The sequence below is a fragment of the Bacillus sp. AR13-1 genome (assembly GCF_008042285.1).
Lineage (GTDB): Bacteria > Bacillota > Bacilli > Bacillales > Bacillaceae_G > Bacillus_A > Bacillus_A mycoides.
Genome location: NZ_QNUA01000036.1, coordinates 18,545 through 43,520 on the forward strand (window position 1 = coordinate 18,545; position 24,976 = coordinate 43,520).

General features: G+C 36.1%; 24 protein-coding genes, 4 pseudogenes and 1 riboswitch. Of the genes and pseudogenes, 11 read left to right on the forward strand and 17 right to left on the reverse strand.

The genetic code is table 11. The annotated features are described in order from the left end of the window. Nucleotides 1-139 precede the first annotated feature (139 nt). Nucleotides 140-388, forward strand: a complete 249-nt coding sequence (locus tag DN408_RS23095; protein ID WP_255449148.1) for a hypothetical protein — start codon at nucleotides 140-142, stop codon at nucleotides 386-388. Nucleotides 389-437: 49 nt separating this feature from the next. On the opposite strand, the gene DN408_RS23100 is transcribed toward DN408_RS23095, so the two are convergent. Together DN408_RS23100 and DN408_RS23105 are read right to left on the reverse strand one after the other, a co-directional pair. Beyond that, nucleotides 438-1,247, reverse strand: coding sequence for an alpha/beta fold hydrolase (locus DN408_RS23100; protein WP_050000949.1), 810 nt, complete (start codon nucleotides 1,245-1,247; stop codon nucleotides 438-440). Between the two features lie 21 nt (nucleotides 1,248-1,268). Continuing rightward, nucleotides 1,269-3,296 (reverse strand): catalase, encoded by a 2,028-nt coding sequence (locus tag DN408_RS23105; protein ID WP_003193647.1) that lies wholly within the window; start codon nucleotides 3,294-3,296, stop codon nucleotides 1,269-1,271. A gap of 172 nt (nucleotides 3,297-3,468) precedes the next feature. On the opposite strand from DN408_RS23105, the gene DN408_RS23110 reads away from it, so the two are divergent. Next, entirely contained in the window at nucleotides 3,469-4,698 is a 1,230-nt protein-coding gene (locus tag DN408_RS23110) for an ATP-binding protein (RefSeq protein WP_002167513.1), read from the forward strand. 25 nt (nucleotides 4,699-4,723) lie between these two features. Then, nucleotides 4,724-5,941 carry an ATP-binding protein gene (locus DN408_RS23115; protein WP_002143485.1) on the forward strand — a complete coding sequence of 406 codons (1,218 nt, stop codon included), beginning with the start codon at nucleotides 4,724-4,726 and terminating at the stop codon, nucleotides 5,939-5,941. A 258-nt stretch (nucleotides 5,942-6,199) separates the two neighbouring features. On the opposite strand, the gene DN408_RS23120 is transcribed toward DN408_RS23115, so the two are convergent. After that, the gene (locus tag DN408_RS23120; protein ID WP_147740408.1) at nucleotides 6,200-7,243 is read right to left on the reverse strand and encodes a collagen-like triple helix repeat-containing protein; all 1,044 of its coding nucleotides are present in this window, start codon (nucleotides 7,241-7,243) and stop codon (nucleotides 6,200-6,202) included. A gap of 137 nt (nucleotides 7,244-7,380) precedes the next feature. Next, nucleotides 7,381-7,593 (reverse strand): annotated as a pseudogene (locus DN408_RS32205) (Nif3-like dinuclear metal center hexameric protein); the annotation flags it as partial. 455 nt (nucleotides 7,594-8,048) lie between these two features. Between DN408_RS32205 and DN408_RS23125 the strand changes: the two are divergent. Together DN408_RS23125 and DN408_RS23130 are read left to right on the forward strand one after the other, a co-directional pair. Next, the gene (locus DN408_RS23125) at nucleotides 8,049-8,372 is read left to right on the forward strand and encodes an iron-sulfur cluster biosynthesis family protein (RefSeq protein ID WP_002089124.1); all 324 of its coding nucleotides are present in this window, start codon (nucleotides 8,049-8,051) and stop codon (nucleotides 8,370-8,372) included. Nucleotides 8,373-8,485: 113 nt separating this feature from the next. Beyond that, a complete protein-coding gene (locus DN408_RS23130) occupies nucleotides 8,486-9,391 on the forward strand; it encodes a DMT family transporter (RefSeq protein ID WP_002129544.1) in 906 nt (301 codons plus the stop codon). 28 nt (nucleotides 9,392-9,419) lie between these two features. On the opposite strand, the gene DN408_RS23135 is transcribed toward DN408_RS23130, so the two are convergent. Continuing rightward, on the reverse strand, nucleotides 9,420-9,641 hold the full coding sequence (locus DN408_RS23135) for a hypothetical protein (RefSeq protein WP_002015710.1): 222 nt from the start codon (nucleotides 9,639-9,641) through the stop codon (nucleotides 9,420-9,422). A gap of 289 nt (nucleotides 9,642-9,930) precedes the next feature. On the opposite strand from DN408_RS23135, the gene DN408_RS23140 reads away from it, so the two are divergent. Continuing rightward, a complete protein-coding gene (locus DN408_RS23140) occupies nucleotides 9,931-10,314 on the forward strand; it encodes an ATP synthase subunit I (RefSeq protein WP_002089121.1) in 384 nt (127 codons plus the stop codon). Nucleotides 10,315-10,601: 287 nt separating this feature from the next. Here the strand turns inward: DN408_RS23140 and DN408_RS23145 are convergent. Further along, nucleotides 10,602-10,798 (reverse strand): annotated as a pseudogene (locus tag DN408_RS23145) (hypothetical protein). Nucleotides 10,799-11,094: 296 nt separating this feature from the next. Further along, nucleotides 11,095-12,681, reverse strand: a complete 1,587-nt coding sequence (gene pckA / locus DN408_RS23150; RefSeq protein ID WP_002089118.1) for a phosphoenolpyruvate carboxykinase (ATP) — start codon at nucleotides 12,679-12,681, stop codon at nucleotides 11,095-11,097. 228 nt (nucleotides 12,682-12,909) lie between these two features. Next, nucleotides 12,910-13,031: riboswitch (SAM riboswitch) on the forward strand. A 169-nt stretch (nucleotides 13,032-13,200) separates the two neighbouring features. Between pckA and metK the strand changes: the two genes are divergently transcribed. Beyond that, nucleotides 13,201-14,400, forward strand: coding sequence for a methionine adenosyltransferase (gene metK, locus DN408_RS23155; protein WP_002129540.1), 1,200 nt, complete (start codon nucleotides 13,201-13,203; stop codon nucleotides 14,398-14,400). A 128-nt stretch (nucleotides 14,401-14,528) separates the two neighbouring features. Here the strand turns inward: metK and DN408_RS23160 are convergent, their stop codons facing one another. Both DN408_RS23160 and DN408_RS23165 read right to left on the reverse strand, forming a co-directional pair. Further along, a complete protein-coding gene (locus DN408_RS23160; RefSeq protein ID WP_003191952.1) occupies nucleotides 14,529-14,711 on the reverse strand; it encodes a hypothetical protein in 183 nt (60 codons plus the stop codon). 6 nt (nucleotides 14,712-14,717) lie between these two features. Beyond that, nucleotides 14,718-14,897, reverse strand: coding sequence for a hypothetical protein (locus DN408_RS23165; protein ID WP_002034406.1), 180 nt, complete (start codon nucleotides 14,895-14,897; stop codon nucleotides 14,718-14,720). 238 nt (nucleotides 14,898-15,135) lie between these two features. Between DN408_RS23165 and DN408_RS23170 the strand changes: the two genes are divergently transcribed. Together DN408_RS23170 and DN408_RS23175 are read left to right on the forward strand one after the other, a co-directional pair. Continuing rightward, nucleotides 15,136-15,645: a MogA/MoaB family molybdenum cofactor biosynthesis protein gene (locus tag DN408_RS23170; protein ID WP_003191949.1), complete on the forward strand. Its 510-nt coding sequence runs from the start codon at nucleotides 15,136-15,138 to the stop codon at nucleotides 15,643-15,645. After that, nucleotides 15,642-16,244 (forward strand): molybdenum cofactor guanylyltransferase, encoded by a 603-nt coding sequence (locus DN408_RS23175; RefSeq protein WP_002167518.1) that lies wholly within the window; start codon nucleotides 15,642-15,644, stop codon nucleotides 16,242-16,244. Before DN408_RS23170 ends, DN408_RS23175 begins: the two co-directional genes overlap by 4 nt. 218 nt (nucleotides 16,245-16,462) lie before the next feature. Here the strand turns inward: DN408_RS23175 and DN408_RS23180 are convergent. The 5 genes and pseudogenes from DN408_RS23180 to DN408_RS23200 all read right to left on the reverse strand — a co-directional run bounded on the left by DN408_RS23180 (nucleotide 16,463) and on the right by DN408_RS23200 (nucleotide 20,117). Continuing rightward, a pseudogene (locus DN408_RS23180) lies at nucleotides 16,463-17,575 on the reverse strand (RNA-guided endonuclease TnpB family protein). 11 nt (nucleotides 17,576-17,586) lie between these two features. Further along, nucleotides 17,587-17,770, reverse strand: a pseudogene (locus tag DN408_RS23185) (IS200/IS605 family transposase); the annotation flags it as partial. A 3-nt stretch (nucleotides 17,771-17,773) separates the two neighbouring features. Then, nucleotides 17,774-18,916, reverse strand: a complete 1,143-nt coding sequence (locus DN408_RS23190; protein WP_078177751.1) for a glycosyltransferase family 4 protein — start codon at nucleotides 18,914-18,916, stop codon at nucleotides 17,774-17,776. 12 nt (nucleotides 18,917-18,928) lie between these two features. Further along, nucleotides 18,929-19,459: a phosphatase PAP2 family protein gene (locus DN408_RS23195; protein WP_002167520.1), complete on the reverse strand. Its 531-nt coding sequence runs from the start codon at nucleotides 19,457-19,459 to the stop codon at nucleotides 18,929-18,931. 145 nt (nucleotides 19,460-19,604) lie between these two features. Further along, nucleotides 19,605-20,117, reverse strand: a complete 513-nt coding sequence (locus tag DN408_RS23200) for a gamma carbonic anhydrase (RefSeq protein WP_002015678.1) — start codon at nucleotides 20,115-20,117, stop codon at nucleotides 19,605-19,607. A 74-nt stretch (nucleotides 20,118-20,191) separates the two neighbouring features. Here DN408_RS23200 and DN408_RS23205 point away from each other — a divergent pair, with 74 nt between their 5' ends. Together DN408_RS23205 and DN408_RS23210 are read left to right on the forward strand one after the other, a co-directional pair. After that, nucleotides 20,192-20,995 carry an alpha/beta hydrolase gene (locus DN408_RS23205; RefSeq protein ID WP_147740409.1) on the forward strand — a complete coding sequence of 268 codons (804 nt, stop codon included), beginning with the start codon at nucleotides 20,192-20,194 and terminating at the stop codon, nucleotides 20,993-20,995. 37 nt (nucleotides 20,996-21,032) lie between these two features. Then, nucleotides 21,033-22,097: a tetraprenyl-beta-curcumene synthase family protein gene (locus DN408_RS23210; protein ID WP_002089107.1), complete on the forward strand. Its 1,065-nt coding sequence runs from the start codon at nucleotides 21,033-21,035 to the stop codon at nucleotides 22,095-22,097. 34 nt (nucleotides 22,098-22,131) lie between these two features. Here the strand turns inward: DN408_RS23210 and DN408_RS23215 are convergent, their stop codons facing one another. From DN408_RS23215 to DN408_RS23230, 3 genes are all read right to left on the reverse strand, one after another. Next, a complete protein-coding gene (locus tag DN408_RS23215) occupies nucleotides 22,132-23,433 on the reverse strand; it encodes a PepSY-associated TM helix domain-containing protein (protein ID WP_033731472.1) in 1,302 nt (433 codons plus the stop codon). Between the two features lie 155 nt (nucleotides 23,434-23,588). Next, complete coding sequence (locus tag DN408_RS23225; RefSeq protein WP_098632337.1) at nucleotides 23,589-24,263, reverse strand: aspartate/glutamate racemase family protein; 675 nt, start codon at nucleotides 24,261-24,263, stop codon at nucleotides 23,589-23,591. 24 nt (nucleotides 24,264-24,287) lie between these two features. Continuing rightward, complete coding sequence (locus tag DN408_RS23230) at nucleotides 24,288-24,968, reverse strand: hypothetical protein (protein WP_002067629.1); 681 nt, start codon at nucleotides 24,966-24,968, stop codon at nucleotides 24,288-24,290. Between the last annotated feature and the right edge of the window lie 8 nt (nucleotides 24,969-24,976).

Below are 24,976 nucleotides of genomic sequence, written 5' to 3' on the forward strand. Positions count from 1 at the left end.
TAACGGGATAACCAGACAAGCTAGGTTTAGGGAGTATTACTTGTACATTTAGTATAAATTAAAATAGAGTCGTTTTAATAATTGATTTGTGAGAAGTATGTGAATTTTTCATCTAGTATATAATTGGACAATTTGTTTAATTTTAATAGAATCAGTTCCAGATTTGTTATTAATTTTTAGTTTGCAATTATTTGTTGTATGGATTTATAAACAAACAAGATTTCGAGTTGTTAGTATTTATACGTTTAACGATGAGCGTGTTTATTTTTTATCTATTCTTTGTATGACTATTGTTCCAACTCTTCATTTTTTCCGCATTATCGTTTTATTTTTAATGGAAGAGAAGAATAAGTCATATGTGGAATTTGCTCGTGCAAAAGGTAGTTAAGAAAAAAGAATTTGCCGTAAGGGAAAATTCTTTTTTTACTGTAAAGGAACTATGAATTTAAAAATTTTATCAGTTCCTTATTTAATTCATCCGCTTGATCGATTGGAGAGCCGTGGCCACTATTTGTAAGAGGATATAGTTCAGAGTTTTTAATTCGCTCTTTTGTTAGCTCAGCACTTTTATAAGGGATGAGTTGGTCGTGAACACCGTGGAATATTTTTGTTGGGACGTTAATTTTACTTAAGTCTTTCGTTACGTCTTCGTTTGCAGCAGCTTGCAAAATTTTGATGAGAGCATAAGAAGCGGACTGCATACCGAGATAAGAAAACCATTCTAACGTGGCAGCGCCTAAGTTTCTATTAAAAAATGATAAAGATACATCACTTAGAAACTTAGGTAAATTTACATACATTTGAGCAATCAGAGCATCTGCTTGTTCTTTCGTTACGCCGTAAGGGGATTCTTGGTTTTTCACGAAAGAAGGAGAGACAGCATCCACTAATGCAAGTTTGGAAATACGACGCCCATTATATCGTGACATATACCGAATAGAGAGAGCGCCACCGACTGAGAAGCCGACTAACGTAGCATTTTCTATTTGAAGTGCATCTAATACAATTGCGATATCATCAGCTAAACGATCATAAGTGTAACCAGTCCATGGTTTATCAGACTGTCCGTTTCCTCGTATATCCATGGCGATGCAGCGGAAACCATGTTGTGGTAAGATATTAAATTGATATTGGTACATTTGATGATTTAAAGGCCAGCCATGAACGAAGAAGACAGGTTTACTTCCAGGGCCTGGGTTAATATCCTCAACAAAAATGTGTACATCTTTTTCCACTGTAACGAACATGATGTATCCTCCTCATGCATTTTAGTAGGCTCTCTCCCAAAATCGCTGTTTTGTCATTGCCTGAATAAATTCATTCGCAAGTAAGATAGGATTTTGTTCTGTTATAACGCCAGGTTTTCCTTCGATGTTTAAAGATTGAACAATAGTAGTTCCATTTTGGAAAGCGCCAATTGGCTTAAAGTGATTATACGATTCTACGACGAATGAACTTGCCTTGTTAAGAAAATGATCATTAATATTTCCGCCAATAAGAAGTAGCCCATCATAAAGAAGTGGTGATCCTGTTAAGAAAGTATCATTCACTTCCCACTGTCCATTTTGAGAGCCTTGCACAAAACCTAATCGTTCGGAAATAATAACGGGCTGAAGACCGGCTTGTTTGAATTGATTTATAATATATTGTGCGTTTTGACCGTCATATCCGTTTGCGACAATGACGCCTACTCGTAATGTATTTGGGCTGAATGTTGTATGTTCCATACTTAGTGCTGGTGAAGATTTTGTAACATTTGATTCTTGAACATTTGGCACTGTTGCCCCGACTGCTTCAGCTACTAAAGTAGCTAATTCTGTACTTATATGACCAATCATACCTACGACTTGTTGGCGAACTGATTTACTTTTTACTTTTCCTAATTCAAAGGAAAAGGCCTGCATAATATGGATTTTTTCGACGTGGCTCATACTATTCCAAAATAAACGGGCTTGTGAGAAATGGTCTTTAAAACTAGCGGCTGTTTCTCTTGTTTTATGTCCAGAAACAGTAGAAGGATATGTAACGAAACCGCCTTTCGTACCAGGTACAGTAAAGGGAGAGTTATTAGCTAAAGAGTTATTATGGTAAGCGACTTTTCCTTTATCAATTATATATTTAGACGCACCATCTCTTTGATTGTTATGAAAAGGACATACCGGACGATTAATCGGTAACTCTTGATAGTTTGTACCGACGCGTGCTAATTGTGTATCTGTATAAGAAAAGAGTCTACCTTGTAAGAGAGGATCATTTGTAAAATCGATACCGCGGACGATGCTTCCAGGGTGCAGTGCGACTTGTTCTGTTTCCGCAAATACGTTATCAACGTTTCGGTTTAACGTCATTTTTCCGATGATCTTAACAGGGAAGTCTTCTTCCGGCCAAATTTTTGTTGCATCTAATATATCGAAATCGTATTTAAATTCATCCTCTTCTTCTAAAATTTGAACGCCAAGTTCGTACTCAGGGTAGTTTCCGGCATTAATATTTTCCCATAAATCACGGCGATGATAATCTGGATCAGCGCCGCCTAGTTTTTGAGCTTCATCCCAAATTAACGAGTGAACGCCAAGCTTTGGCTTCCAGTGGAATTTTACGAATCGTGACTTCCCATGTTTATTAACTAAACGAAATGTATGAACGCCGAACCCTTGCATCATTCGAAAACTTCTCGGAATTGTGCGATCCGACATAATCCACATCATCATCGCAGCTGATTCTTGATTATTGGCGATAAAGTCCCAAAAAGTATCGTGTGCTGTTTGTCCTTGGGGAATCTCATTATGTGGCTCTGGTTTAAGAGCATGAATAAGATCCGGAAATTTAATACCATCTTGAATGAAGAAAATCGGAATGTTATTACCCACTAAATCGAAATTTCCTTCCTCTGTATAAAACTTAACAGCGAATCCTCGTACATCTCGGTTCGTTTCATTTGCACCTTTTGATCCAGCAACTTCAGAAAAACGAATAAAAATAGGTGTCTTTTTAGATGGGTCTTGTAAAAAATGAGCCATTGTTAAGTCTTCTAAAGAATCATATAGCTCAAAAACACCATGTGCTCCGTAACCGCGGGCATGAACGACTCTTTCAGGAATTCGTTCACGGTCAAAATGAGCGAGTTTTTCTCGCATCAGGAAATCTTCTAAAAGTGTAGGACCACGATCGCCGGCGGTTAAAGAGTTTTCATCATTTGAAATTTTGACACCCGTATTCGTTGTCATCTCTTTTCCTTCATTGTTTTTCGTAAAGGATTGTAACTGTTCTATCTTCTTATTTTCACGACCGTCCATATAAAGCACCTCCCATATTATACGTATTATTGTTCATGGTTTTTATGCTTACATATGGTATGGGGAAGTATATTATCTATGGATTGATTTTCCTCATTTGTTCAATTTATCTTTGTTTGTCTATGAAAATCATTTATTATAATAAATGGTATTCTTTTGAAGGGGTGTTGAAGTGGAAGAGAGTTTTCTATCAGCTAAAGAAGAAAAGAAAAACGCTAAGATTTTCTTATGGGTAATACATGTTATTTTAATTGTATACGAGGTTGCATACGCGATTATATTAGAAGATACAATGCCTTTAGCAAATTGGCATAAAGGGATATGGAAGCTTGCATATATTATGGCTATATTAGGTATTAGTGTTTACTTATTTGAGAGAGAAAAAGCATATTTAGTTAAATATACATATTTATTTGCATACATGATCGCAGAGACTTTTAATATTGGATGGTATGCTTTTCATAATACAATAGCATTTGATGAAGGGAATGTAATTGAATATATTTTCATTTTCTTCGTACCGATCTTTTTGAGTAAAAGATATTTATTTGTCTTAGCGCCATTCCTTATAGGGAAATATATGATATACCTATTTGTATTTGGAGAACTTAACCTGTTTATGTCTCTTGTTATAAATATGGTGTTACTTTTCGTGTCATTTATTATTTTAAATCGATTTTTACAATATCTTTCAGCAGTAAAGGGACGTATTGCAGAGGCAAGTCAGTCACAAAAATTGGCGGTTATCGGAAAAATGGCAGCGACAGTCGGACATGAAATTAAAAACCCACTTGCTTCATTAAAAGGGTTTACGCAATTACAAAAAGAGAAACATGAAAAAGATGCAACATATGAACAAATGATTCTCGAAATCGAAAATATGAATAATATGATTAGTGAATTAATGGAGGTTGCTGCATGTAAACCTTCTGTTTATGAAAAACACATTGTAAGTGATGTTTTAGTACAAGCGGTAGAAAACATGCGCGGAAAAATGAACGAGTTAAATATAAATTGTACCTTTAATGAAGAGCAAAATAGAAGCGAAATTGAATGTGATAAACGCAAATTAAAAGGAGTATTTTTGTATATTATTAAAAATGCTTTAGAGGCAATGGAACATGGCGGAACATTAAAAATACAAGTTGAAAATAAAAAAAGAGATTATGTAATAGTAAGTATAGTAGATAGTGGTTTTGGGATAAAAAAGGATAATTTAGGACGAGTTAAGGATGCTTTTTATACAACGAAGCAAGATAGAATTGGATTAGGTCTTACGGTAGCAGAGCGAATTGTGACAGAGCACCTTGGAGAATTACACATTTCTAGTGAAGTAAAGAAAGGAACGAGAGTAGAAATACTGCTCCCGAAAAAATGTGAGCGCAATGTGACACAAGATTAAGAGGTGTTGTTAAAGGAGTTATCATATGGAAAAAGGAAATATATTTGAAAAAGAAGAGATAAAGGCATTAATAATATTTTTAAGCTTATTCTTCGTTATATTTTTTGCGTATGATTTTGCTGAAAAAGCTATTGTCCTTTTATCAGATAAAAATCAAAAACTAGCAGATGCTTTTGGAGAAGGATTAGGTTTATGGCTATATAGTTTTATGGTTGGATTATTCTTTATAGGACTTTATTTTATGAAATGGAAAAAGCCGTATATTGTGAAGTATATTATTTTAATTGGCTATAATATATTGGATTTTATTAATAACTTCATTATTTATTACGGAAGTGATGCGGAATTTGATGGTGGGAATATAGTAGAAGGATTCTTTATTTTATTTGCACCAATATTTGTGAATAAGAGGTACTTTTGGTTAGTTGCGGGAACTATTGTTGGAAAATATGCACTTATGGGATTCGTTGTTCAATCCTTTATTGTTCTTATCCCAATAGCATTATATAGCGTGTTTGTTATTATATGTTGGATTATATTTTTAAGATTCCAATCTTACGTTCGTACACTTGAAATGATGGATAAAGAAATACGAAATGTAGAGAAATTAGCAATGGTTGGAAAAATGGCGACAGTAATTGGCGATAAGATTAGAAGACCGTTAGAAAAATTGAAAAAACTTGTGAATAAGCAAGCGAAAAAATATCCAGAAGATAAAATTTATAGTGAAATTATGAGACAGGAAGTAGAGCGAATTCATACAATTGCTACAGAACTAAATGGGTTTGAGAAATCTAAATCGGTAGAATCCGAAACGTATAATATTAAAGAAATCATCTCTTATGTTATCAGGGTTATGGAAAAGCCAGCTTTAGAACAAGGAATAAAAATGCATGCTATTTATAGTAAAGATATACCATCAATTACATGTGAGGAAAAACGATTGAAACAAGTATTTTTTAATTTAATAAAAAATGCGATTGAAGCAATGTCAGTTGGCGGAACTATTACTGTAAAAGTTATAGTGGAAGATGTGATCATTGTTCAAATTATAGATGAGGGATGCGGCATTCCGAAAGATAAAATTCCGAAGCTAAATGAAGCTTTTTACACAACGAAAGAAACTGGAACAGGCTTAGGATTAGTAGTTACGGAAAAAATTATTAAAGATCACCACGGTAAATTGAACTTTGAAAGTGAAGTTGGAGTTGGAACGACTGTTGAGATTATGTTGCCGATTTAATTATAGTGGGATATTTTAAAAAGGGGAAATCACTTTCTTTAGAGTGATTTCCCTTTTCAGTGTGGAAGGAAGTACGGAATTTTAATAAACGGGATGTTTACAACATTGACAAACTGTACAAATTCACAATCCAAAATATGGGTGTTTTAAAGCGAGAGTATATAATAAATTTGTCTGTTATTTGTTTTAATTTATTTGCAATTTTTTTGGCCTCGGCATCGAGGTCCTTTTTGTAAATGAATGATTTGTAAGTGTGGATTATATATCAGTGATTAGAAAAATAGAATATACAGAACTTGCCGTAATCCCGGGGGTAATATAAAGAGATATCGCATCCCCCCTCGAAAACAGGTTTCCGGTTGTAATACTAGTCCAAGTTACAGTGGCAGGTCCAGGTGCTGGAGTAGGGTTATACACTTGAGGTTGTCTAGAGCCAATATCCGTAGGTTTAATTGAAAATGTCATAGTTCCCGTAATTTTATCTGTAGTAGTTAAAGTAATAGTAGATAGGATGTAACTAGAGGTCGGGGCAGAGAGGTTTGTTGGGACATTCCTGCAAATATCAATCGTATAAACAGCAGCGGGTAAGTTATTAATATTTATAGATGTAGCAAAACCAACTATATTTCCAGCTCCAGCAGTTACATATGGAATAACGTTAGAATCAATTCCTGGAGAACCTGCTATACGTTGAAACCCAGCATTCGTCCCTTGAAAAACAATACTTTTCGCTGTTGAACTACCAGCAGGTCCAGTAGTCCCGGTAGAACCAGTGGCACCAATAGTTCCGGTAGCTCCGGTAGAACCAGTGACTCCAGTAGAACCAGTAGCTCCGGTAGAACCAGTGACTCCGGTAGAACCAGTGACTCCAGTAGTTCCGGTAGAACCAGTAGTTCCGGTAGCTCCGGTAGAACCGGTAGAACCAGTAGTTCCGGTAGAACCGGTAGAACCAGTAGAACCAGTAGAACCAGTAGAACCAGTAGATCCGGTAGGACCACCTTCTACCAATACGATATAATCTTGAGACACATTCGGAAATCCTTGAGGTGCATCTTTTTTTACAACATAGCCGCTACTCGTGTAAGTGACAACTTGTCCCTTTTTATAGTTAGGAGCGGCTGCTAGACTAAAAGCGGTAGTACTTTGCAAACCGGCCCCGGTAGGCCCGGCATTGCCAGTAGGTCCAGTAGCACCAGTGGGTCCAGTAGCACCAGTGGGTCCAGTAGCTCCAGTAGGTCCAGTACTGCCGATAGAACCGCTGTTGCGTCTACCGTCACAACTAAAGCAATTGCGTTGGTACATATATTATCTCCTTTCTATATTTTTGAAAATCTAGTTTTAAAAGTAGAACTACTATATATATATTGTAGATTCTATATTTTGTGTGGTGGATCGTATTGTGTATATAGATTTTAAAAATAGGGGAGGTGTTATTAGTTTTATAACCACCAGGTCTCCTGCGGAATCAACTACATCAAAATTCTCTTTAAACCAATCATACATCAATGTCTCTTTCACTAAATATTCAGAGGCAGAGTGTGACAAACCGATGAGTGACATATTTGTTTCTTCGCATAATCCATAATGAGTGAGTATTTATGCCTACCATAATCATTGTCGATATGGCAATGGATTTCTCCTGTAATAAATGATTAAGTTATTGTTCTATTTCTTTTAAGGCTGGCATATTTGATAATCCTCCTTAAGATAGTTCTTACTTTGTTAGTTGTTTTTGTTTTTTATGGAAAAATAAGAAGCGGATAGGAAACAAATAAAACCTAGAATCCAGCCAATAGAAGGAGAATAGGGAAGTATATGTTGTAATACCATTCCGCTAGAAATAAAAAAGCTACCTAATAGACCTAAGAAAATGAGATATCGTTGTAGTTTGAACATCAGTGATACAACCTCCTTTATCACGCATTAACTACCCGTAAAAGCCTGATTGGCGAGGGCTAATAATCAGAAGGGGATGGATACCTCCCTGATTAAAGTTTCACTTTATCACATATATTTTATAGTAGTCTTAATTTTCCGCATATAAAATTCAAGAAAAATGGTGGTACAATATATAAATGATACGAGAAGAGAGGATGTAGGTTAACACATGTACGTTACTGTAACAGAGGCAGCATATAAAAAGATTATGGATACGATTCCAAGTGAAACGAAATATATAAAGTTATTTTATGATAATGAAGGTTGCGGTTGTGTTATGAGCGGGATTATTGATTTAGTAGCCGTTTCAGAGAAAGATGAGCGCGATGTAGATATCGAATCAAGCGTACTAAACTTTATTGCAGATCGCACAAAGCTTGTATTTATGGATGATAAATTAACAGTTGATTGGCATGAAGTTGGAGGAACTTTCCAGCTGAAGAGCCCAAGCCAGTTTTATAATCCGAATATGAAGTTACATGTTCGAGTATAATGAAGAGAGAAGGAGTATATAATATGCTCCTTTTTCTTATGGATTTTTTCACATAATGAAATGTACATATAGTTGAATTTTCTGTATAATTCTCTTTGCGGAGGGGGTTGCGCATGAAAAGATGGGGAATTGAGTTATCAATTTTAAGTGTCGTTATTATTTGGGGGATTAACTATACGATTGCGAAATATGGACTTTTAGAATTTACAGCAATTGAGTTTACTGCAGTTCGAATGATGACAGCAGCACCACTACTGTTATTACTTACGTTCTTTATCGAAAAGTCACTTTATATGGAGCGAAAAGATATACCAAGATTAATCATCGTTAGCGTTGTAGGTATTGTACTGTATCAAACGTTATTTATGGAAACTGTAAAATACACATCCGCTACAAATGCTTCTTTACTCATATCTATTTCACCTATTTTTACAACTTTATTTGCGATTTTCTTGAAACAAGAAAAATTTTCTTCTCGAAAGTTAGTTGGTTCCATGATTGCCTTTATTGGTGCTACATTAGTTTTAGTAGCGGGGCATTCACTCGCTAGTTCTTTCTACGGAAATGGGATTGGACTTATTACATCAATATGTTGGGGACTTTATCCCGTTTTAGCAGGGCCGCTTATTAAAAAATACTCAGCATTACGTGTTACTGCATGGTCGACATTAGTTGGAGCGATTCCGCTCTTATTGTTAAGTGGTCCACATGTATTTGTCATGCCATTTCACATTACACACGGAATGACATTGTTTGCTTTACTATATTCTATTTTCTTTGTAACAGTATTCGGTTTAGTCATGTGGTATGTAGGTGTTCAAAAAATTGGTGCGTCACATACGATGGTATATATGTATATTACGCCGCTTGTAGCTGTTTTATTTGCAGCTGTATGGGCAAATGAATATGTATCGTTTCAACAAATAATTGGTGGAATCATCATTTTCTTCGGTCTATGGTTTGTGAAATCAGAGAAAGTAGAAGCTAATTCTATCGTGCAAGAACCTATATCAAAATAGGAAAACAGATCACCTATGATCTGCTTTCCTATTTTTTTATTTTTGGTAAAAATACGAGGAATAAAATGGCAGTAATAAGTGGGATTAAATTAAGAAAAGGAATGCGGAAGAGTGTAATTAGAATAATTCCTGGAAGAAGAACACCGAGGACAGCATAGAAAATACTATGTTTTTTCATGTACCAATATAATGAAAGTCCAATAAGTGCAGGAACAATGAGATGAATGAGAGCCATTAAAAAATAAATCATTAGACGCCCCCTTTATTTATGTGCTTATTACATCATATCCGTATGTTCATAGATTGATATCAATTTTTTCATAATTGGACGAAAATGTTTTGAAAAACGTCACATTTACGAGGGATTCTATATTAGAAATCTTGTATAATATTATTTCCTAAAAGCATTTAAAAAACATAAACATACTGTTTATGTTTTTTAAATTTAAGTGAAATGAATTTTTAGTAGTATGGACTCGAAAGAAATGAGTTATATAGCTTTGGTTGGATAGATAAAAACTATTGAAGGGGAGTACAACATGATTAGTATGTCATTAAGGTCGTTTAAAATTCAATCGTATTATCTACTAGGTATTCTGTTATTAGGCTGGATGTTAACACCGTTTTCAGCACATTTTCTAGGTGCAGGAATTGGACTTATTGTAAGCATGTATTGTGTTTGGATTTTAGGAAGGCGTATCGAAAAGCTTGGAGATAGTATAGTAAAGAAGACGAAAGCGCCGACGCTTGGTATGTTTAATCGCTTTGCAGCTGCAATTTTGGGTGCTATTATCATGTACGAAATTGAGCATCATATGGTAATGTGGGCATTTGCAGTAGGTATTCTGGGTGGTTATTTCTTAATCGTTATTAATTTAGGGTATTATAGTATGAAGGATGAGGAAGAATTAACGAAGGGCTGAGAAAGATAAAAAGATGAAAAGCCTCTTTTTAGATGGAATAGAGGATCCAGCGGTGGATAGAAGCGGTCAGAGCCTTTTTTAGCCCCATGCGGTGTGAAACCAGAGCGAGGTAGTGAGCAGGAATATAATTTATATGTTCGAAGCCGTAATTTGTATATATGAAAATCTGGTTATTTAAATTGAAAATTGGCTTACTCTGGAATAAGGGATCCGGCGATGGATAGTACAACAGGAAGCGTAACTTTGTATAAAATATAGGTTTCCGCTTCCAATAAGTTAATATGAAATCACTTAGTAGTATGACTCTTAGGTTCTTTAAAAAGTTGGATATAATACAACAAACTATTCCGGTAATTAGAATAATGTATTTTATCGTTTCACTTGTATGCTCAAATAAATTAACGTTAAGCATTACAAGTCCCCAAAACATTTGAATCGCTCCATAACTGAATAAAATTTTTCCTGTACGAGAAAAATTTTTCATGGGTCTCACCCTTTCCTTTATATGTAAAATATATCATAGGAAACTACAAACGAATGATTATAAAATGAATTTTCTGTAAGTTTATGGGTATTGGTATGCAATAGATGAAGAGATTAAAGTTTCACTTTATATAAGATATAGAAAGAAGCTTACGTTTTTAACGTAAGCTTCTTTTTTATGTAAGTGTGTGTAACCGTTAAGCCGCATTGGGTTTTGTCGGTGAGTACGCGGAACTTTACGGTTACACGACACTTATTCATATGAGTAAAAGGGTTATTCCAACAGAAAATTTGTAATTAAGCGATTGGACCGCCTAAGTTAATAATAGCTTCAGAAACGCTGTCGAATTTTTTGAAGTTTTCTTTAAATTCGTTTGCAAGCTCAATTGCTTTCGCCTTGTAAGCATCTTTATCAGCCCAAGTTTGTTCAGGCATTAATACTTCATCAGGTACACCTGGAACATGACGAGGTACTTCAAGGCCAAAGATGTCGTGTTTTGCAGTTTCAGCTTTAGCAAGTTCACCGCTTAGTGCTGCTTGAATCATTGCACGAGTGTAACCTAAGTTCATACGTTTACCAACGCCGTATTCGCCACCAGTCCAGCCAGTGTTTACTAAGAATACTTTCGCATCATGTTTCTCGATTTTTTCACCAAGCATTTCAGCATAACGAGATGCATCAAGCGGTAAGAACGGTGAACCGAAGCAAGTAGAGAATGTAGCTTGCGGAGATGTAACACCGCGCTCTGTTCCTGCTAGCTTACTAGTGTAACCGCTTAAGAAATGGTACATGGCTTGCTCTTTTGATAACTTACTGATTGGAGGCAATACGCCAGATGCATCAGCAGTTAAGAAAATAATTGTATTTGGATGTCCTGCAACACTTGGCAGTACGATATTGTCAATCGCATGCATAGGGTATGCAGCACGTGTATTTTCTGTTAAAGTAGTATCGTTATAGTCAGCGATGCGTGTTTGACCATCAATGACAACGTTTTCTAAAACTGAACCAAATTTGATTGCATCGAAGATTTGTGGTTCTTTCTCATGAGAAAGGTTTACACATTTTGCATAGCAACCGCCTTCAATATTGAATACACCGTTATCAGACCAACCGTGCTCATCGTCACCGATTAATTTACGGTTTGGATCAGCAGATAATGTTGTTTTGCCTGTTCCAGATAAACCGAAGAATAGTGCTACGTCGCCTTCTTCGCCTACGTTTGAAGAGCAGTGCATAGAAAGAATGTCTTGTTCAGGTAGTAAGAAGTTCATAATAGAGAAGATTGATTTTTTCATTTCTCCAGCATATTCTGTACCACCGATTAGTACGATACGTTTTTCGAATGAAACCATAATGAATGCTTCAGAATTTGTACCGTCAATTGCTGGATCTGCTTTGAAGTTTGGTGCAGAAACAATTGTGAACTCTGATTCGTGAGTTGCTAATTCTTCTTCATTTGGACGAATAAATAATTGATGTACGAACAAATTATGCCATGCATATTCGTTAACAACTTGAATTGGTAGGCGATAGTTGCGATCAGCGCCAGCAAATCCTTTGAAGATGAATAACTCTTCTTTTTCTTTTAAGTATTCTAAAACTTTTATATATAATTTATTAAAATGTTCTTCAGAGATCGGTTGGTTCACGGCTCCCCAAGCAATTTTGTCAGCAACCGATGCTTCCTTCACAATAAATTTATCCTTAGGAGAACGTCCTGTGTATTTTCCTGTTGAAGCAGAAACGGCACCAGTAGAAGTTAATTTCCCTTCGTTTCGCATTAATACTTTTTCCACTAATTGCGGAACACTTAATTGAATCTGTGCATTGCTTCCGTTCAATAATTCATGTAAACCAATTTGGACATTCACAGTACTCATATTTATATACCATCCTTTTCATTTAATGAAATATTTCTCGTAATCCCCATCAATAGTATAACACAATTATATAAATAATGTATACTATTTATTTATTTTTGTTTGTGTGAATGTATCATTTCCCTATTAATATTTCATTCTATGGGTATTGAGAAAAACTTTCAGGAAAATGTGAATATTAATTGACAAATGAATATCATTTCTTTAGTATAGGTTGGGACGGATACTCTCTTATCCCGAGCTGGCGGAGGGACAGGCCCGATGAAGCCCAGCAACCTCATTTGTAGTGGTAAATACAGGTGAATAGGTGCTAAAACCTGTGCGAGGCTAACGGTCTCGAACGATAAGAGCAAAGGGCAAAAAGCAGTATGCAAGTAGCAAATTAAACCTTTCCTCTATGTTAAGTAGGAAAGGTTTTTCTGTATGCTTGTGTGGGAGAATAAATGTATGTCGCAGTTTGTGGCAAATTAAGGATGAGTTCCGTACAATATATACAATTACTGTAGGGAGGTTTACCACATGACAAAAAAACGTCATCTGTTCACATCTGAGTCTGTAACTGAAGGACATCCAGATAAAATTTGTGACCAAATTTCTGATTCAATTTTAGATGCGATCTTAGCAAAGGACGCAAATGCACGTGTAGCTTGTGAAACAACTGTAACAACTGGTTTAGTATTGGTAGCGGGGGAAATTACGACTTCTACTTACGTAGATATTCCAAAAATCGTTCGTGAAACAATTCAAGGCATTGGTTACACACGCGCAAAATACGGATTCGATGCAGAAACTTGTGCAGTTTTAACATCTATCGATGAGCAATCTGCTGACATCGCTATGGGTGTTGACCAAGCACTAGAAGCACGCGAAGGTCAAATGACTGACGCTGAGATTGAGGCAATTGGTGCGGGAGACCAAGGTTTAATGTTTGGCTTCGCATGTAATGAAACACAAGAATTAATGCCACTTCCAATCTCGCTTGCTCACAAATTAGCTCGTCGTTTAACTGAAGTACGTAAAGATGACACATTAACATACTTACGTCCGGATGGAAAAACGCAAGTTACAGTTGAGTATGATGAAAATGGTAAACCTGTACGTGTGGATACAATTGTAATTTCTACACAACATCATCCAGATGTTACGTGGGAAGAAATCGATCGCGATTTAAAAGAGCACGTAATTAAAGCTGTAGTTCCAGCAGAATTAATGGATGGAGAAACGAAATTCTTCATTAACCCAACTGGCCGCTTCGTAATTGGTGGACCACAAGGTGATGCTGGTTTAACAGGACGTAAAATCATCGTTGATACTTACGGTGGATACGCTCGCCATGGCGGTGGTGCATTCTCTGGTAAAGATGCAACGAAAGTTGACCGTTCTGCAGCATATGCAGCTCGTTATGTTGCGAAAAACATCGTAGCAGCTGGTCTTGCTGACAAAGCAGAAGTACAACTTGCATACGCAATTGGCGTAGCACAACCAGTATCAATTTCAGTTGATACATTAGGCACTGGTAAAGTATCTGAAGACGTATTAGTAGAACTAGTTCGTAACAACTTCGATCTTCGCCCAGCTGGTATTATTAAAATGCTAGACTTACGTCGCCCAATTTACAAACAAACAGCAGCTTACGGCCACTTCGGACGTACTGATGTAGATCTTACATGGGAACGTACAGACAAAGCAGCTACTTTAAAAGAGCAAGCTGGTCTATAATATATGAAAAAAAGCTTTGCGCTGTGTGCGCAAAGCTTTTTTTATTTGGTTTTATCCCGCATTAACTGCCCGTAAAAGCCCGATTGGTTCAACTAATAATCAGTGGGGAAGAACAAAATCCCCACTGATTAAAGTTTCACTTTATTTACTACTTGAATGCAAGAACTACAATAAACTTCCACGTCTAGCTCAATATACTTCTTCATATTTGTCATACCACTTGCCGGAAATGGCATATGAATCCACGCTTTTTCATACGTTTGTATTTCCTTTTCACATGATTTACAAAGGATTGGTTTCTTACGGAACATAGACGGTCAGCCTTTCAGTTGACGTGCTTTTCCTGCGCAAAAAGCACTGCTCATTAAAAATAGCGTTGCGAATATAATACTCACTAATGTAGCGTATGGAATCGCGCCTTTTAAGGAAAAGCCGACAGTGATGGAAGCAACAAATAAGAGGATGAATGTTGTTGTTAATTTTTTGTATAGTTCCATAGTGAGTGAACCTCCAAATTATTTTGTAATTTAAAATGAAATCTACTATGTAGAAAATATAAGGGGATTTAAAGAGTAGCTAATGGTGTGTAGTCCAGGCGTATAAGAAAGTATATTTTCCTTTTTGTGGTCGTATATACTTATATTGTATCACGGTGCATCATTGGCTTCATACATAATTGTGTAAAGATATGTATGATAAAATGAAGAAAAGTCTTTAAGAAAGGAAAGATGAAAAATGAGCGTAACTGAACATAAAAAACAAGCTCCAAAAGAAGTGCGTTGCAAGATCGTGACGATTTCCGATACACGTACGGAAGAGACGGATAAGAGCGGACAACTATTACATGAATTATTAATAGAAGCAGGACATAAAGTGACCTCTTATGAAATTGTGAAAGATGATAAAGAGAGTATTCAGCAGGCTGTTTTAGCTGGTTATCATAGGGAAGATGTTGATGTCGTGTTAACGAATGGCGGAACTGGTATTACGAAACGTGATGTGACGATTGAGGCAGTTTCAGTGTTATTAGATAAAGAAATTGTTGGATTTGGTGAGTTGTTCCGTATGATAAGTTACTTAGAAGATATCGGAAGTAGTGCGATGTTAAGTAGAGCAATCGGCGGTACAATCGGGCGTAAAGTTGTCTTTTCGATGCCAGGGTCTAGCGGAGCGGTTCGTCTTGCGATGAACAAGTTAATTTTACCGGAATTAGGTCATATTACATTTGAGTTGCATCGTCAATGAGTAAGTGTGCTGGAATTGTATTAGCAGGAGGTATGTCGAGCCGATTCGGTGAGCCGAAAGCGTTAGTAGGCTGGAAAGAGAGTACTTTTATTGAGCATATTGTGAAAGTAATGGAAAGCGCTGTGCAAGAAATTGTAGTCATTAGTCATTCTGATATAAAAGAGAGAGTAGAGCAATTAGTACAAGTTCCAGTTATAGAAGATATGTCGCACTATAAAGGAAATGGGCCGCTTGCTGGAATTGTATCAGGAATGGAATATATAGAAGCAGATTGGTACGCTATTATGCCTTGTGATGCACCGAACGTTTCAAATGAATGGATTACCATTTTATTAGAGCAAACGAGCGATGAATATGATGCTGTTGTCCCTATTATTAATGGAAGAAAACAACCGTTACTTGCAGCGTATAATAACCGCGTGAAAGAAAAGATTTATGCTTTGCTTCAAGAAGAAAAAAGAAGTATGGGCCAGCTTTTATCACAATGTAATGTGAAATATATTGCTGGTGAAGATGTACAAGCGAATGTAGATTGGTTTATAAATGTGAATACGAAAGAAGAATATGTGCAGGCTCAAAAAGACCTTTCAAATGAATGAAAGGTTTTTTGATATACAGAAATTGGGGAACAATTGCTGTATAAAGGTATGTGAGTAAGTTGATTTTAAGGGGATTTCGTGAACTACCCGCCACTTAACGTCCTAAAGGAGTGTTTGAAGTGAGGGCTTCTCGGTTAATCATTACTTCTGATAGCTAACGAATTCGTCCTAAGACAGCCGAGCTAACTCCCTTGTTCCAAAGGTTATTTTATTACAATTTATGCTGACGCTAAAAGACGTATTGCTTCATTTTTGATATTGATGGCTGAGTTATAATCTCTATCGAGATTTACACAGCATATACAAGAATAGATTCGTTCAGACAATGTCAGACTTTTCACATTTCCACAGCTACTACATGTTTTTGTTGATGGAAACCATTTGTCTATTTTCACAAGTTGTTTTCCTTGTTCGTTTAGTTTATAAGTTAAGAAAGAAGTGAACATACCCCACCCATTATCAGCGACACTTTTTCCAAAATGAAGTGCTTGCGATATTCCTTTCATGTTTAGATCTTCAATAGCTACAACATCAAAATTGGCAGCTAACTTTTTAGACTCATGATGAAGAAAATTCTTACGTTGGTTAGCTACTTTCTCATGTAACGTAGCTACACGAATACGTTGTTTATTCCAACGTTCAGAACCTTTATTGCGTCTTGATAATACTCGTTGCGCCTTTGTTAATCGGTCTAACATGTTACGATAGAACTTAGGATAATTGGCTTTCTCATCCTCAGAACTGACGTATAATCCATCCATTGCAAAGTCTAATCCAACAACTGTTTCTACTTCTTTTTGTACAATCTCTTTTTCGTATTCAGTCAAGATTGACACATAGTATTTACCAGTAGGTGTCATAGAAATCGTACAAGACTTGATCATATAATCTTGTGGTATCTCTCTATGTTTTTTGATACGTACCATTTTCAGTTTTGGCAATTTGATATGACCATTAAGCAACAGAATATTACCGTTTACTACATTCGTTGTATAAGACTTTCTGTCCTTTTTACTTTTGAATGTTGGGAAGTTATTTTGACCACTAAAGAAATTCTTATATGCAGTTTGCAAGTGTAGTTGAGCATTTGCCAAAGCTAATGAATCAACTTCTTTTAACCACTCAAATTCTGCTTTATATTTCGCAGGGGTTGGAGGCTTTTGTTTCTTTAGTTGTTCCTTATCATCTTTGTATTTTTCGTACGCTTCTTTTCTCTCAGCTAACATTCTATTGTACACGAAACGTACACAACCGAAGGTTTTACGTATAAGATTTGCTTATTCTTCTGTTGGATACAACCGGAATTTATATGCTTTATTCTGCTTTGTCATATCATTTCACCTCACTTTTTACCTTGATTTTCAATATATTTCTTTACTACGTCTATTGGCGAACTACCAGTAGTTAGTAAGCAAAAACTTCTTGACCAAAACATTTCTTTCTGAAGTTTTTTTCACTTGTGGAAAGTCTTTTTTGATTAGTTGAGAACTTGCACTTTTATAAGCATTAATAAATTTTGTCATTTCTTTTTAAGCGAGTAATTCTGATGCAGTGTGCTGAAGGACTTCTTCATATTGGTCAAGTAAGCCACGAAAGATCTCATCCCAGCTTTTTGATTTAGCATAAGACGAAGCTGCTATGCCCATTTGCATAAGCAGCTCTTCATTTTGCAATAAAGAATGGATGGAGGATAGAAAGGAATCTGTATCTTTTGGCGGACAAAGAATTCCCGTTTTTCCATCTGTAATAATATTTTTAACCCCGCCACTATTTGCACCAATGACAGGTGTACCGCATGCAAATGATTCAAGTACGACATTTCCAAACGTTTCAGTAGCTGATGGAAATACCATCATATGAGAAGAAGCATATGCTCCAGCTAAATCCGTACCTTGTAAATATCCAGTAAAAGTGACATTTGTTTTCGGAACAGCTTCACGTAAATTTGTTGCTAGAGGCCCGTCTCCAGCGATGAGCCAATGAATATCGTCACGTTCTTTGTTTGTCGTTTGAATAAGTGTTTGAAGAGTATCGATATCTTTTTCAGGAGCAAGGCGCCCGACGTAGGAAAGAATATATTTCGCTGTAATATTATATTTTTTTCGGAATAGGTCTTTATTGTAAGTTGGATGAAAGAGAGTACAATCTACACCACGTCCCCAAATATAGAGCTGTTGAAATCCTTTTTTCTTTAATTGATGTAATGTTTCAGGAGAAGGAACAAAGTTTTTTTGCATATGACTATGAAACCAGCTTAAATAGTTCCATAGCATATTGGAGAGAAATTCGATTTTGTAATAGCGTAAATAGGCGTCAAAATCAGTATGATAAGAACCGACAACTGGGATATTTAACTTTTTGGCATAATATAACCCACAAAGTCCCATATTGAAAGGCGTAGCGATGTGAATGATATCAGGTTTAAAGGCAAGAAGTTCCCGCTTAATGCGCGGAGTAGGAAAGGCAAAGCGACATTCTGGATATAATATTGTTAACGGGATACTTCTCATTTTGTTCACATTCGCTACGAAATTATCTTCTGCCGTATGCTGAGGGGCGAAAACAGAATAGGCGATATTTTCTTTTTGAAAATATTTAGTTAAACGTTCCAAAGTTTTCGCCACACCGTTGACTTGTGGTGTAAATGTATCGGTAAATATGGCGACTCTCATCATATCGCTCCTTTACATGAGTGGAATGAGTTGATAAAAAGAGATGATGCCAGAGCAAGTGCCAAGGCACATGCCTACAAATACATCTGACGGATAATGAAGCCCTAAATAAATACGGGAAATACCGACGCATAATGCTAACGGTAATAGAAAAGCAAGCAAGTTTGGATTATAGCAAATAAATGGAATGAGGACAGAGAAAACAGCCGTTGTATGTCCGGATGGAAAAGAATGATCTTTTAAAGGCTGTACTGGATATTTCGCATCTTGAATTGTTAAATAAGGACGTTTTCGTGGATACCATCTTTTTAATATTTGCACAGGAATATGGCTAATTGTTAAAGAAATAGCAGTTGCAATTGCAGCTTGATGCAAATTCCCTGTTGCGAAAATTAAAAAGAATAGGGTAAGTGCAATGGAAAAACTTGCACCACCGATATGGGTAATATTGCTGAAAAAGATGTTTAATGTTTTTTGATCAAAGTAGCGATTAATTCCTTTGAAGATGTAACATTCTATTTTATATAGTCCACTGACCTTCATGAGATTTTTCCTCCCTCATTTACATATATATGGAGTTATTAACTTCTATTTTAATAAGATTTTATTGAGGGGATAATAAGGTTTTGTAAAGAAAAAGTTAGATTTTTTCATAAAAAAAGCTGCCAGTCTTATGGCAGCGATAAAATCACTTTTGTAACGATTTATAATATTGTCCTTTTTCAACGTATTGTGTGCGGATACGTTCCATATCTTTACGGTCTTCTTCTGTTAATTCGCGAATGACCTTCGCAGGGCGACCGAAAGCTAACGTATTAGGAGGGATTTTCTTTCCTTGTGAAACGAGACTACCAGCACCGATGAAAGCTCCTTCACCAATTTCAGCGCCATCTAATATGATAGATCCCATTCCGATTAAAGCATCTTTTTCAATTTTGCAGCTATGTAAAATAACTTGATGCCCAACGGTAACGTCATCTTCTAAAATAAGAGGATACTGGGGGCTTTGGTGAAGTGTACATTGATCTTGTACATTTACTCTATTTCCAATTATCGTTGGTGATACATCACCGCGGATGACTGTATTAAACCAAATGCTAGATTCTTCGCCAATTGTCACATCGCCTGTAATGGTAACATAGTCAGCGATAAAAGCACTACTCGCAATTTTTGGATTTTTTTCTTTGTAAGGATATATCATGTAAAGCCTTCCTTTCCTAGAGACTAGTTTTAGTGTATCAAATTATGAGAAAGAGTGAAATGGAGGAGGTCCGTATGTGGAATTATGAAGCAGAGGAAGCGAAAGCTGTAGTCGTTATCGTGCACGGCGCAATGGAATATCACGGACGTTACGAAGCTATAGCAGAAATGTGGAATCATATCGGCTACCACGTTGTGATGGGAGACCTTCCATCACATGGAACGACTTCGAGAAATAGAGGACATATTGATTCATTTGATGAATACATAGAGGAAGTTAAATTATGGGTGAAAGAGGCAAGGAAGTATCGATTACCTATTTTTATATTTGGTCATAGTATGGGTGGTCTTATTGTCATTCGTATGATGCAAGAAACGAAGAGAGAAGATGTAGATGGTATTATTTTAAGTTCACCATGTTTAGGTGTATTAACTGGACCTTCTGCTCCGCTTCGAGCTGCCTCAAAAATATTAAATGTTGTTGCTCCAAAATTGCAATTTGCAACGAATCTTACAGTGGAAATGTCAACTCGTAATCATGAAGTGAGAGATGCGATGGAGAATGATTCATTGTTCTTGCGCAAAGTATCAGTACGTTGGTATAGTGAATTGATTAAGTCTATCGAAATTGTGCATAAAAAAATAGGCGATTTTCCAGACGTTCCACTCTTGCTAATGCAGGCTTGTGAGGATAAACTTGTAGATAAAACACGTGTCCGTACTTGGTTTGATAATGTTAAAATAAGTGATAAGGCTTTTAAAGAATGGCCGAATTGTTATCATGAGTTATTAAATGAGTATGAGCGTGATGAAATTTTGAATTATATTCAGTCATTTACTGAAATACGCATCAATAACATAATAGAAACAAATAAGTAAATTATTTGTACATTGAATAGAGGAGATGAAGGAAGAAGTGAACGTACCGAGTAATCCCATAACGCTCATGGCGAAAGTATACCGTGATGTGTTTCCGGTAGTACACCATGAGCTAGCGATGTGGAAAGAGCGTGCCTACCATATTCCGAATGACGAGCTTCATAGTCAGGCAATCGCAAGTATTGAGAATAAAACGTTTCATTGCGAGGGCGGTGGCATTTTAGCGCTACTAGCAAATGAACATCGTGAGGAATGTATTCGTTTTATCGTAGCTTATCAAACGATTAGCGACTATTTAGATAATTTATGTGATCGTAGTACATCACTTGACCCGAAAGACTTTGCGGCTCTTCATGAGTCGATGGTAATGGCATTAAGCCCTGAAGTTGAAGGGGGCGGTAACTATTATCGTTATCGTGATGATCAAGATGATGGTGGTTATTTAGATGAGCTTGTTGAAACATGTCAGGATGTTTTAAAGAAAACGAAGCATTATGATAAAATTGCTCCAATTCTTCATGAACTTGCTTGTTATTATTGTGATTTGCAAATTCATAAACACGTGAAGTTAGAAGAAAGAGAACCACGCTTAAAAACATGGTTTGAAGCGCATAAAGAAAATTTACCACCGATGAGTTGGTTTGAGTTTTCAGCATGTGCAGGTTCTACGCTTGGAATTTTTTGTCTTGTAGCATATGCATTTCATGATGAGTTACATGAAGAAGATATTGTGAAAATTAGACAAGGGTATTTTCCATACGTACAAGGACTTCACATTTTACTTGATTATTTCATCGATCAAGAAGAAGACCGTATCGGCGGAGATTTGAATTTCTGTAGTTATTATGAAAACGAGCAAGCTATATTAGATCGTATGAAACATTTTGTAGAAGAAGCAGAGAAGAGCATTGGTGATTTGCCTCATGCGAAGTTTCATCGTCTCATAAGCCGAGGATTACTTGGTATTTATTTATCAGATCAAAAAGTATCAGCGCAAAAGAATATGCACAAAATGGCACGGCGCATTGTAAAATACGGAGGGCTCACTTCACGATTCTTCTACTGGAACGGGAAGATGTACCGAAAGAAAATGGCGCAGTGATGAAAAAAACCACTCTTGTAGAGTGGTTTTTTTATTATGATCGTATTTGTGAAAATATGTATATGAGAAGTTCAATTGCGAGAATAACTAAAACAGATAGTCCGAATAAAGGCATGACAGCGCCTAGTATAACCATCATGATAAAGAAAACGAATGTGCTTTTCTTATCTCTTTGCTTAGGAGGTGCTGCTAATTTTCCTTTCGGTTTTCTCGCTAACCACATTTTTACTCCGTAATAAATAAGAAGTAATAAAGATAACGTCGTTAGTAAGCATAATATTTTATTTGGCCATCCGAATAAATGTCCTTCGTGAAGTGGGATACCGTAAGTAAACCATTGTGCAAATAATCCATAATCACGATAGTCCGTTTTGGAAATAAGTTCTCCGCTATATTGATCAAAATAAGCTGTTATTTCTTCATTTGGTGCGACATGCATACCCGTAATACCGGAACCGCTTGATTTCGAAACGGTGAATACACCTTTCGGATCAGCCGGTAGTGAGATAACATATGGCTTCTTTATTTCAATTCCTTTTTGTAATTCATCGACAGAAATTGCTTTTGGCTCATTTGAATTCGATTCAGGAGGAGCTTCTTTTCTAGTTGCCCACGGTAATTCTTTTACCTTCGATTCAGGCGGTGCCATATACAATGTCGGATATCCAATCGATTCATTCGACGATGCGATTTTATAAATTTGGTTCCCCATAAATCCTGACCATGGTAATCCAGATGCGACTAACAAAACGAGTGGAATTGTAAATATAATACCGATAATAGAATGACGTCGTTTTGCTTTTTCTCGCTTAGTGGATGCGGGTGTGTTTTTGAATTGGCGTATACTCATATACAATCCAGTCACAATTAAAAAGATTGTCCAGCATGCCGCAAGCTCTACAGTATAGTTGACGACAGTACCACCAACTAAAAGAGAACTATGTAATTCCCGCATTATATTGGCAAAAGTTTCACTTGCATTTTGATCTCCAACAATTTGATTATTGCTATCTAAATACACATATTTTTGCTTTCCTGTATATTCATTTGCAATAGTAAGCCTCGTATTATAATCCCCATTAAACTCACTAATTTTCGCCACACTATAATGTGGATATTTTTTCTCTGTTAAGAAAAGCGAATCAGCCATCGAAATAGACTCTGTTTGGGCGCTCTTCCCAAAATATAAATCTTTATAGATGAAATCTTCAACTTCCTCCCGAAATAAATACCCAATTCCGCTCAGTGACAATGTAATAAGAAGCGGCGTAATAAAAAGCCCGGCGTAAAAATGCCACCTCCAAAAAATATAATGAAGCGAACGATTTACCTTCATACTTCAGTTCCCCTAACCTTCCCTATATGAATAAACTACTTATTTAATATAGCGAGATTAAGTGTGATTACTTTGAAATAATTGTGAAAAAAGTTAAAAGTTTTGGTTGTTTTTATCAAACATAAAACACATTTTAAAAAGGATGTGTTCTATGTTTATGGAGACTTTTTTATATTTGATGCATAGATCCTAACAACTGCTTTCGCAAGACATTGAGCGGAATCAACAAAGTCCTCACTCACCACCACATTCAAATCGGTACATGCGATAATAGCGGTATCTACTTCGTCTTTTAACTGTAAAACGAGCAGACTCCATAATTTACGAGCTTCCTCAATTTCTCCGCCTTTAATACAAGTAATAATTTGATTAATCATTTCTTGCCATTGTTCATTATGAATGTACTCTATATCACGTTTTGTAATTCCATCTTGGTAAATACTTGCTTGAACAGTCGCTTCTGTTGCAAGAAGAGCGACTCTTTTTGTATTTTCAGGAATTGCTTTTAACGTCTCATCGACTATATTCAAAATAGGAATGGTAATAGAACGCTGTAATTCCTCGAAATAAAGATGCGCTGTATTACATGGCATTGCGATGAAATCTACACCAGTACTTTCAAGTTTTTGCGCTCCTTCAATAATCGCTTTTTTCATCGCCGCATGATCAATAGGGCGATCCATATAAAACGGTGTTGGGCACGAATAAATCATCATATGAGGAAAGTCCATATCATGCTTTGCTCCATAAATTGTTTGGCACTCTGCTACAACTGTATCGACGAATGGTCCGGTTGATTTTGGACCCATTCCTGCTAGTATTCCAATCATTGTTTAGTCCCCTTTAATATGTAATCAAAAACGTTTTCTGCGAACGAGAAAAAGAAATAAAGTAAGTAATAAAAATGAATATACGATAGCCCAAGCTGTAAGCCATAGAGTATGAGTAAGTATATTATATTTGTATTGTCCAAGCATTATAAAGCTTTCGACAGGTGGTAAAAACCATAGTAACTCTTTTTTTAACCGGATTGAGGCAATCGTCATAAGTAATATAAATGTAAGACTAAGCCAAGCGGTGCTTGCTTTTTGAATAATATTTCTAGTAAATAATGTTGCGATTGAAATTCCTAGTATAGATAAAGACATGTGAGCGAGAAATCCGACTAGAAATAAAGAAGCTGTCATTTTTTCATTAAACATTTGCAAAATAATTGGATAGATTACGGATATAAAAGATAAAACAGTACAAATAAGAAGAGCCGTAATATATTTACCAACGTATAATGCTGAAATATTATTTGTATGTGAAATAGTGATTTGTTCTTGTACAGGATCTTCAGTATGAAAAATTGTGACTGTAATCCAGGCAGATAATAAATAAAGTGCGAGTGCTGTTTCTAAGTATGTTGGTACAATGGGAGTTGGTTTATATGTATATACAAAAAGTAAGCTTATGCAGTACATCGCAATAGGAGGAATGTACTTATACGATTTCGTGTAGTCGAGAAAATGGTAACGAATAAGCGCAAACATAATAAACC

Coding starts and splice junctions, on each gene's coding strand:
- DN408_RS23100 (WP_050000949.1), bottom strand. CDS start 1,247: ATGTTCGTTACAGTGGAAAAAGATGTACACATTTTTGTTGAGGATATT.
- DN408_RS23105 (WP_003193647.1), bottom strand. CDS start 3,296: ATGGACGGTCGTGAAAATAAGAAGATAGAACAGTTACAATCCTTTACG.
- DN408_RS23115 (WP_002143485.1), top strand. CDS start 4,724: ATGGAAAAAGGAAATATATTTGAAAAAGAAGAGATAAAGGCATTAATA.
- DN408_RS23120 (WP_147740408.1), bottom strand. CDS start 7,243: ATGTACCAACGCAATTGCTTTAGTTGTGACGGTAGACGCAACAGCGGT.
- DN408_RS23125 (WP_002089124.1), top strand. CDS start 8,049: ATGTACGTTACTGTAACAGAGGCAGCATATAAAAAGATTATGGATACG.
- DN408_RS23130 (WP_002129544.1), top strand. CDS start 8,486: ATGAAAAGATGGGGAATTGAGTTATCAATTTTAAGTGTCGTTATTATT.
- DN408_RS23135 (WP_002015710.1), bottom strand. CDS start 9,641: ATGATTTATTTTTTAATGGCTCTCATTCATCTCATTGTTCCTGCACTT.
- DN408_RS23140 (WP_002089121.1), top strand. CDS start 9,931: ATGATTAGTATGTCATTAAGGTCGTTTAAAATTCAATCGTATTATCTA.
- pckA (WP_002089118.1), bottom strand. CDS start 12,681: ATGAGTACTGTGAATGTCCAAATTGGTTTACATGAATTATTGAACGGA.
- metK (WP_002129540.1), top strand. CDS start 13,201: ATGACAAAAAAACGTCATCTGTTCACATCTGAGTCTGTAACTGAAGGA.
- DN408_RS23160 (WP_003191952.1), bottom strand. CDS start 14,711: ATGTTCCGTAAGAAACCAATCCTTTGTAAATCATGTGAAAAGGAAATA.
- DN408_RS23165 (WP_002034406.1), bottom strand. CDS start 14,897: ATGGAACTATACAAAAAATTAACAACAACATTCATCCTCTTATTTGTT.
- DN408_RS23170 (WP_003191949.1), top strand. CDS start 15,136: ATGAGCGTAACTGAACATAAAAAACAAGCTCCAAAAGAAGTGCGTTGC.
- DN408_RS23175 (WP_002167518.1), top strand. CDS start 15,642: ATGAGTAAGTGTGCTGGAATTGTATTAGCAGGAGGTATGTCGAGCCGA.
- DN408_RS23190 (WP_078177751.1), bottom strand. CDS start 18,916: ATGAGAGTCGCCATATTTACCGATACATTTACACCACAAGTCAACGGT.
- DN408_RS23195 (WP_002167520.1), bottom strand. CDS start 19,459: ATGAAGGTCAGTGGACTATATAAAATAGAATGTTACATCTTCAAAGGA.
- DN408_RS23200 (WP_002015678.1), bottom strand. CDS start 20,117: ATGATATATCCTTACAAAGAAAAAAATCCAAAAATTGCGAGTAGTGCT.
- DN408_RS23205 (WP_147740409.1), top strand. CDS start 20,192: ATGTGGAATTATGAAGCAGAGGAAGCGAAAGCTGTAGTCGTTATCGTG.
- DN408_RS23215 (WP_033731472.1), bottom strand. CDS start 23,433: ATGAAGGTAAATCGTTCGCTTCATTATATTTTTTGGAGGTGGCATTTT.
- DN408_RS23225 (WP_098632337.1), bottom strand. CDS start 24,263: ATGATTGGAATACTAGCAGGAATGGGTCCAAAATCAACCGGACCATTC.
- DN408_RS23230 (WP_002067629.1), bottom strand. CDS start 24,968: ATGTTTGCGCTTATTCGTTACCATTTTCTCGACTACACGAAATCGTAT.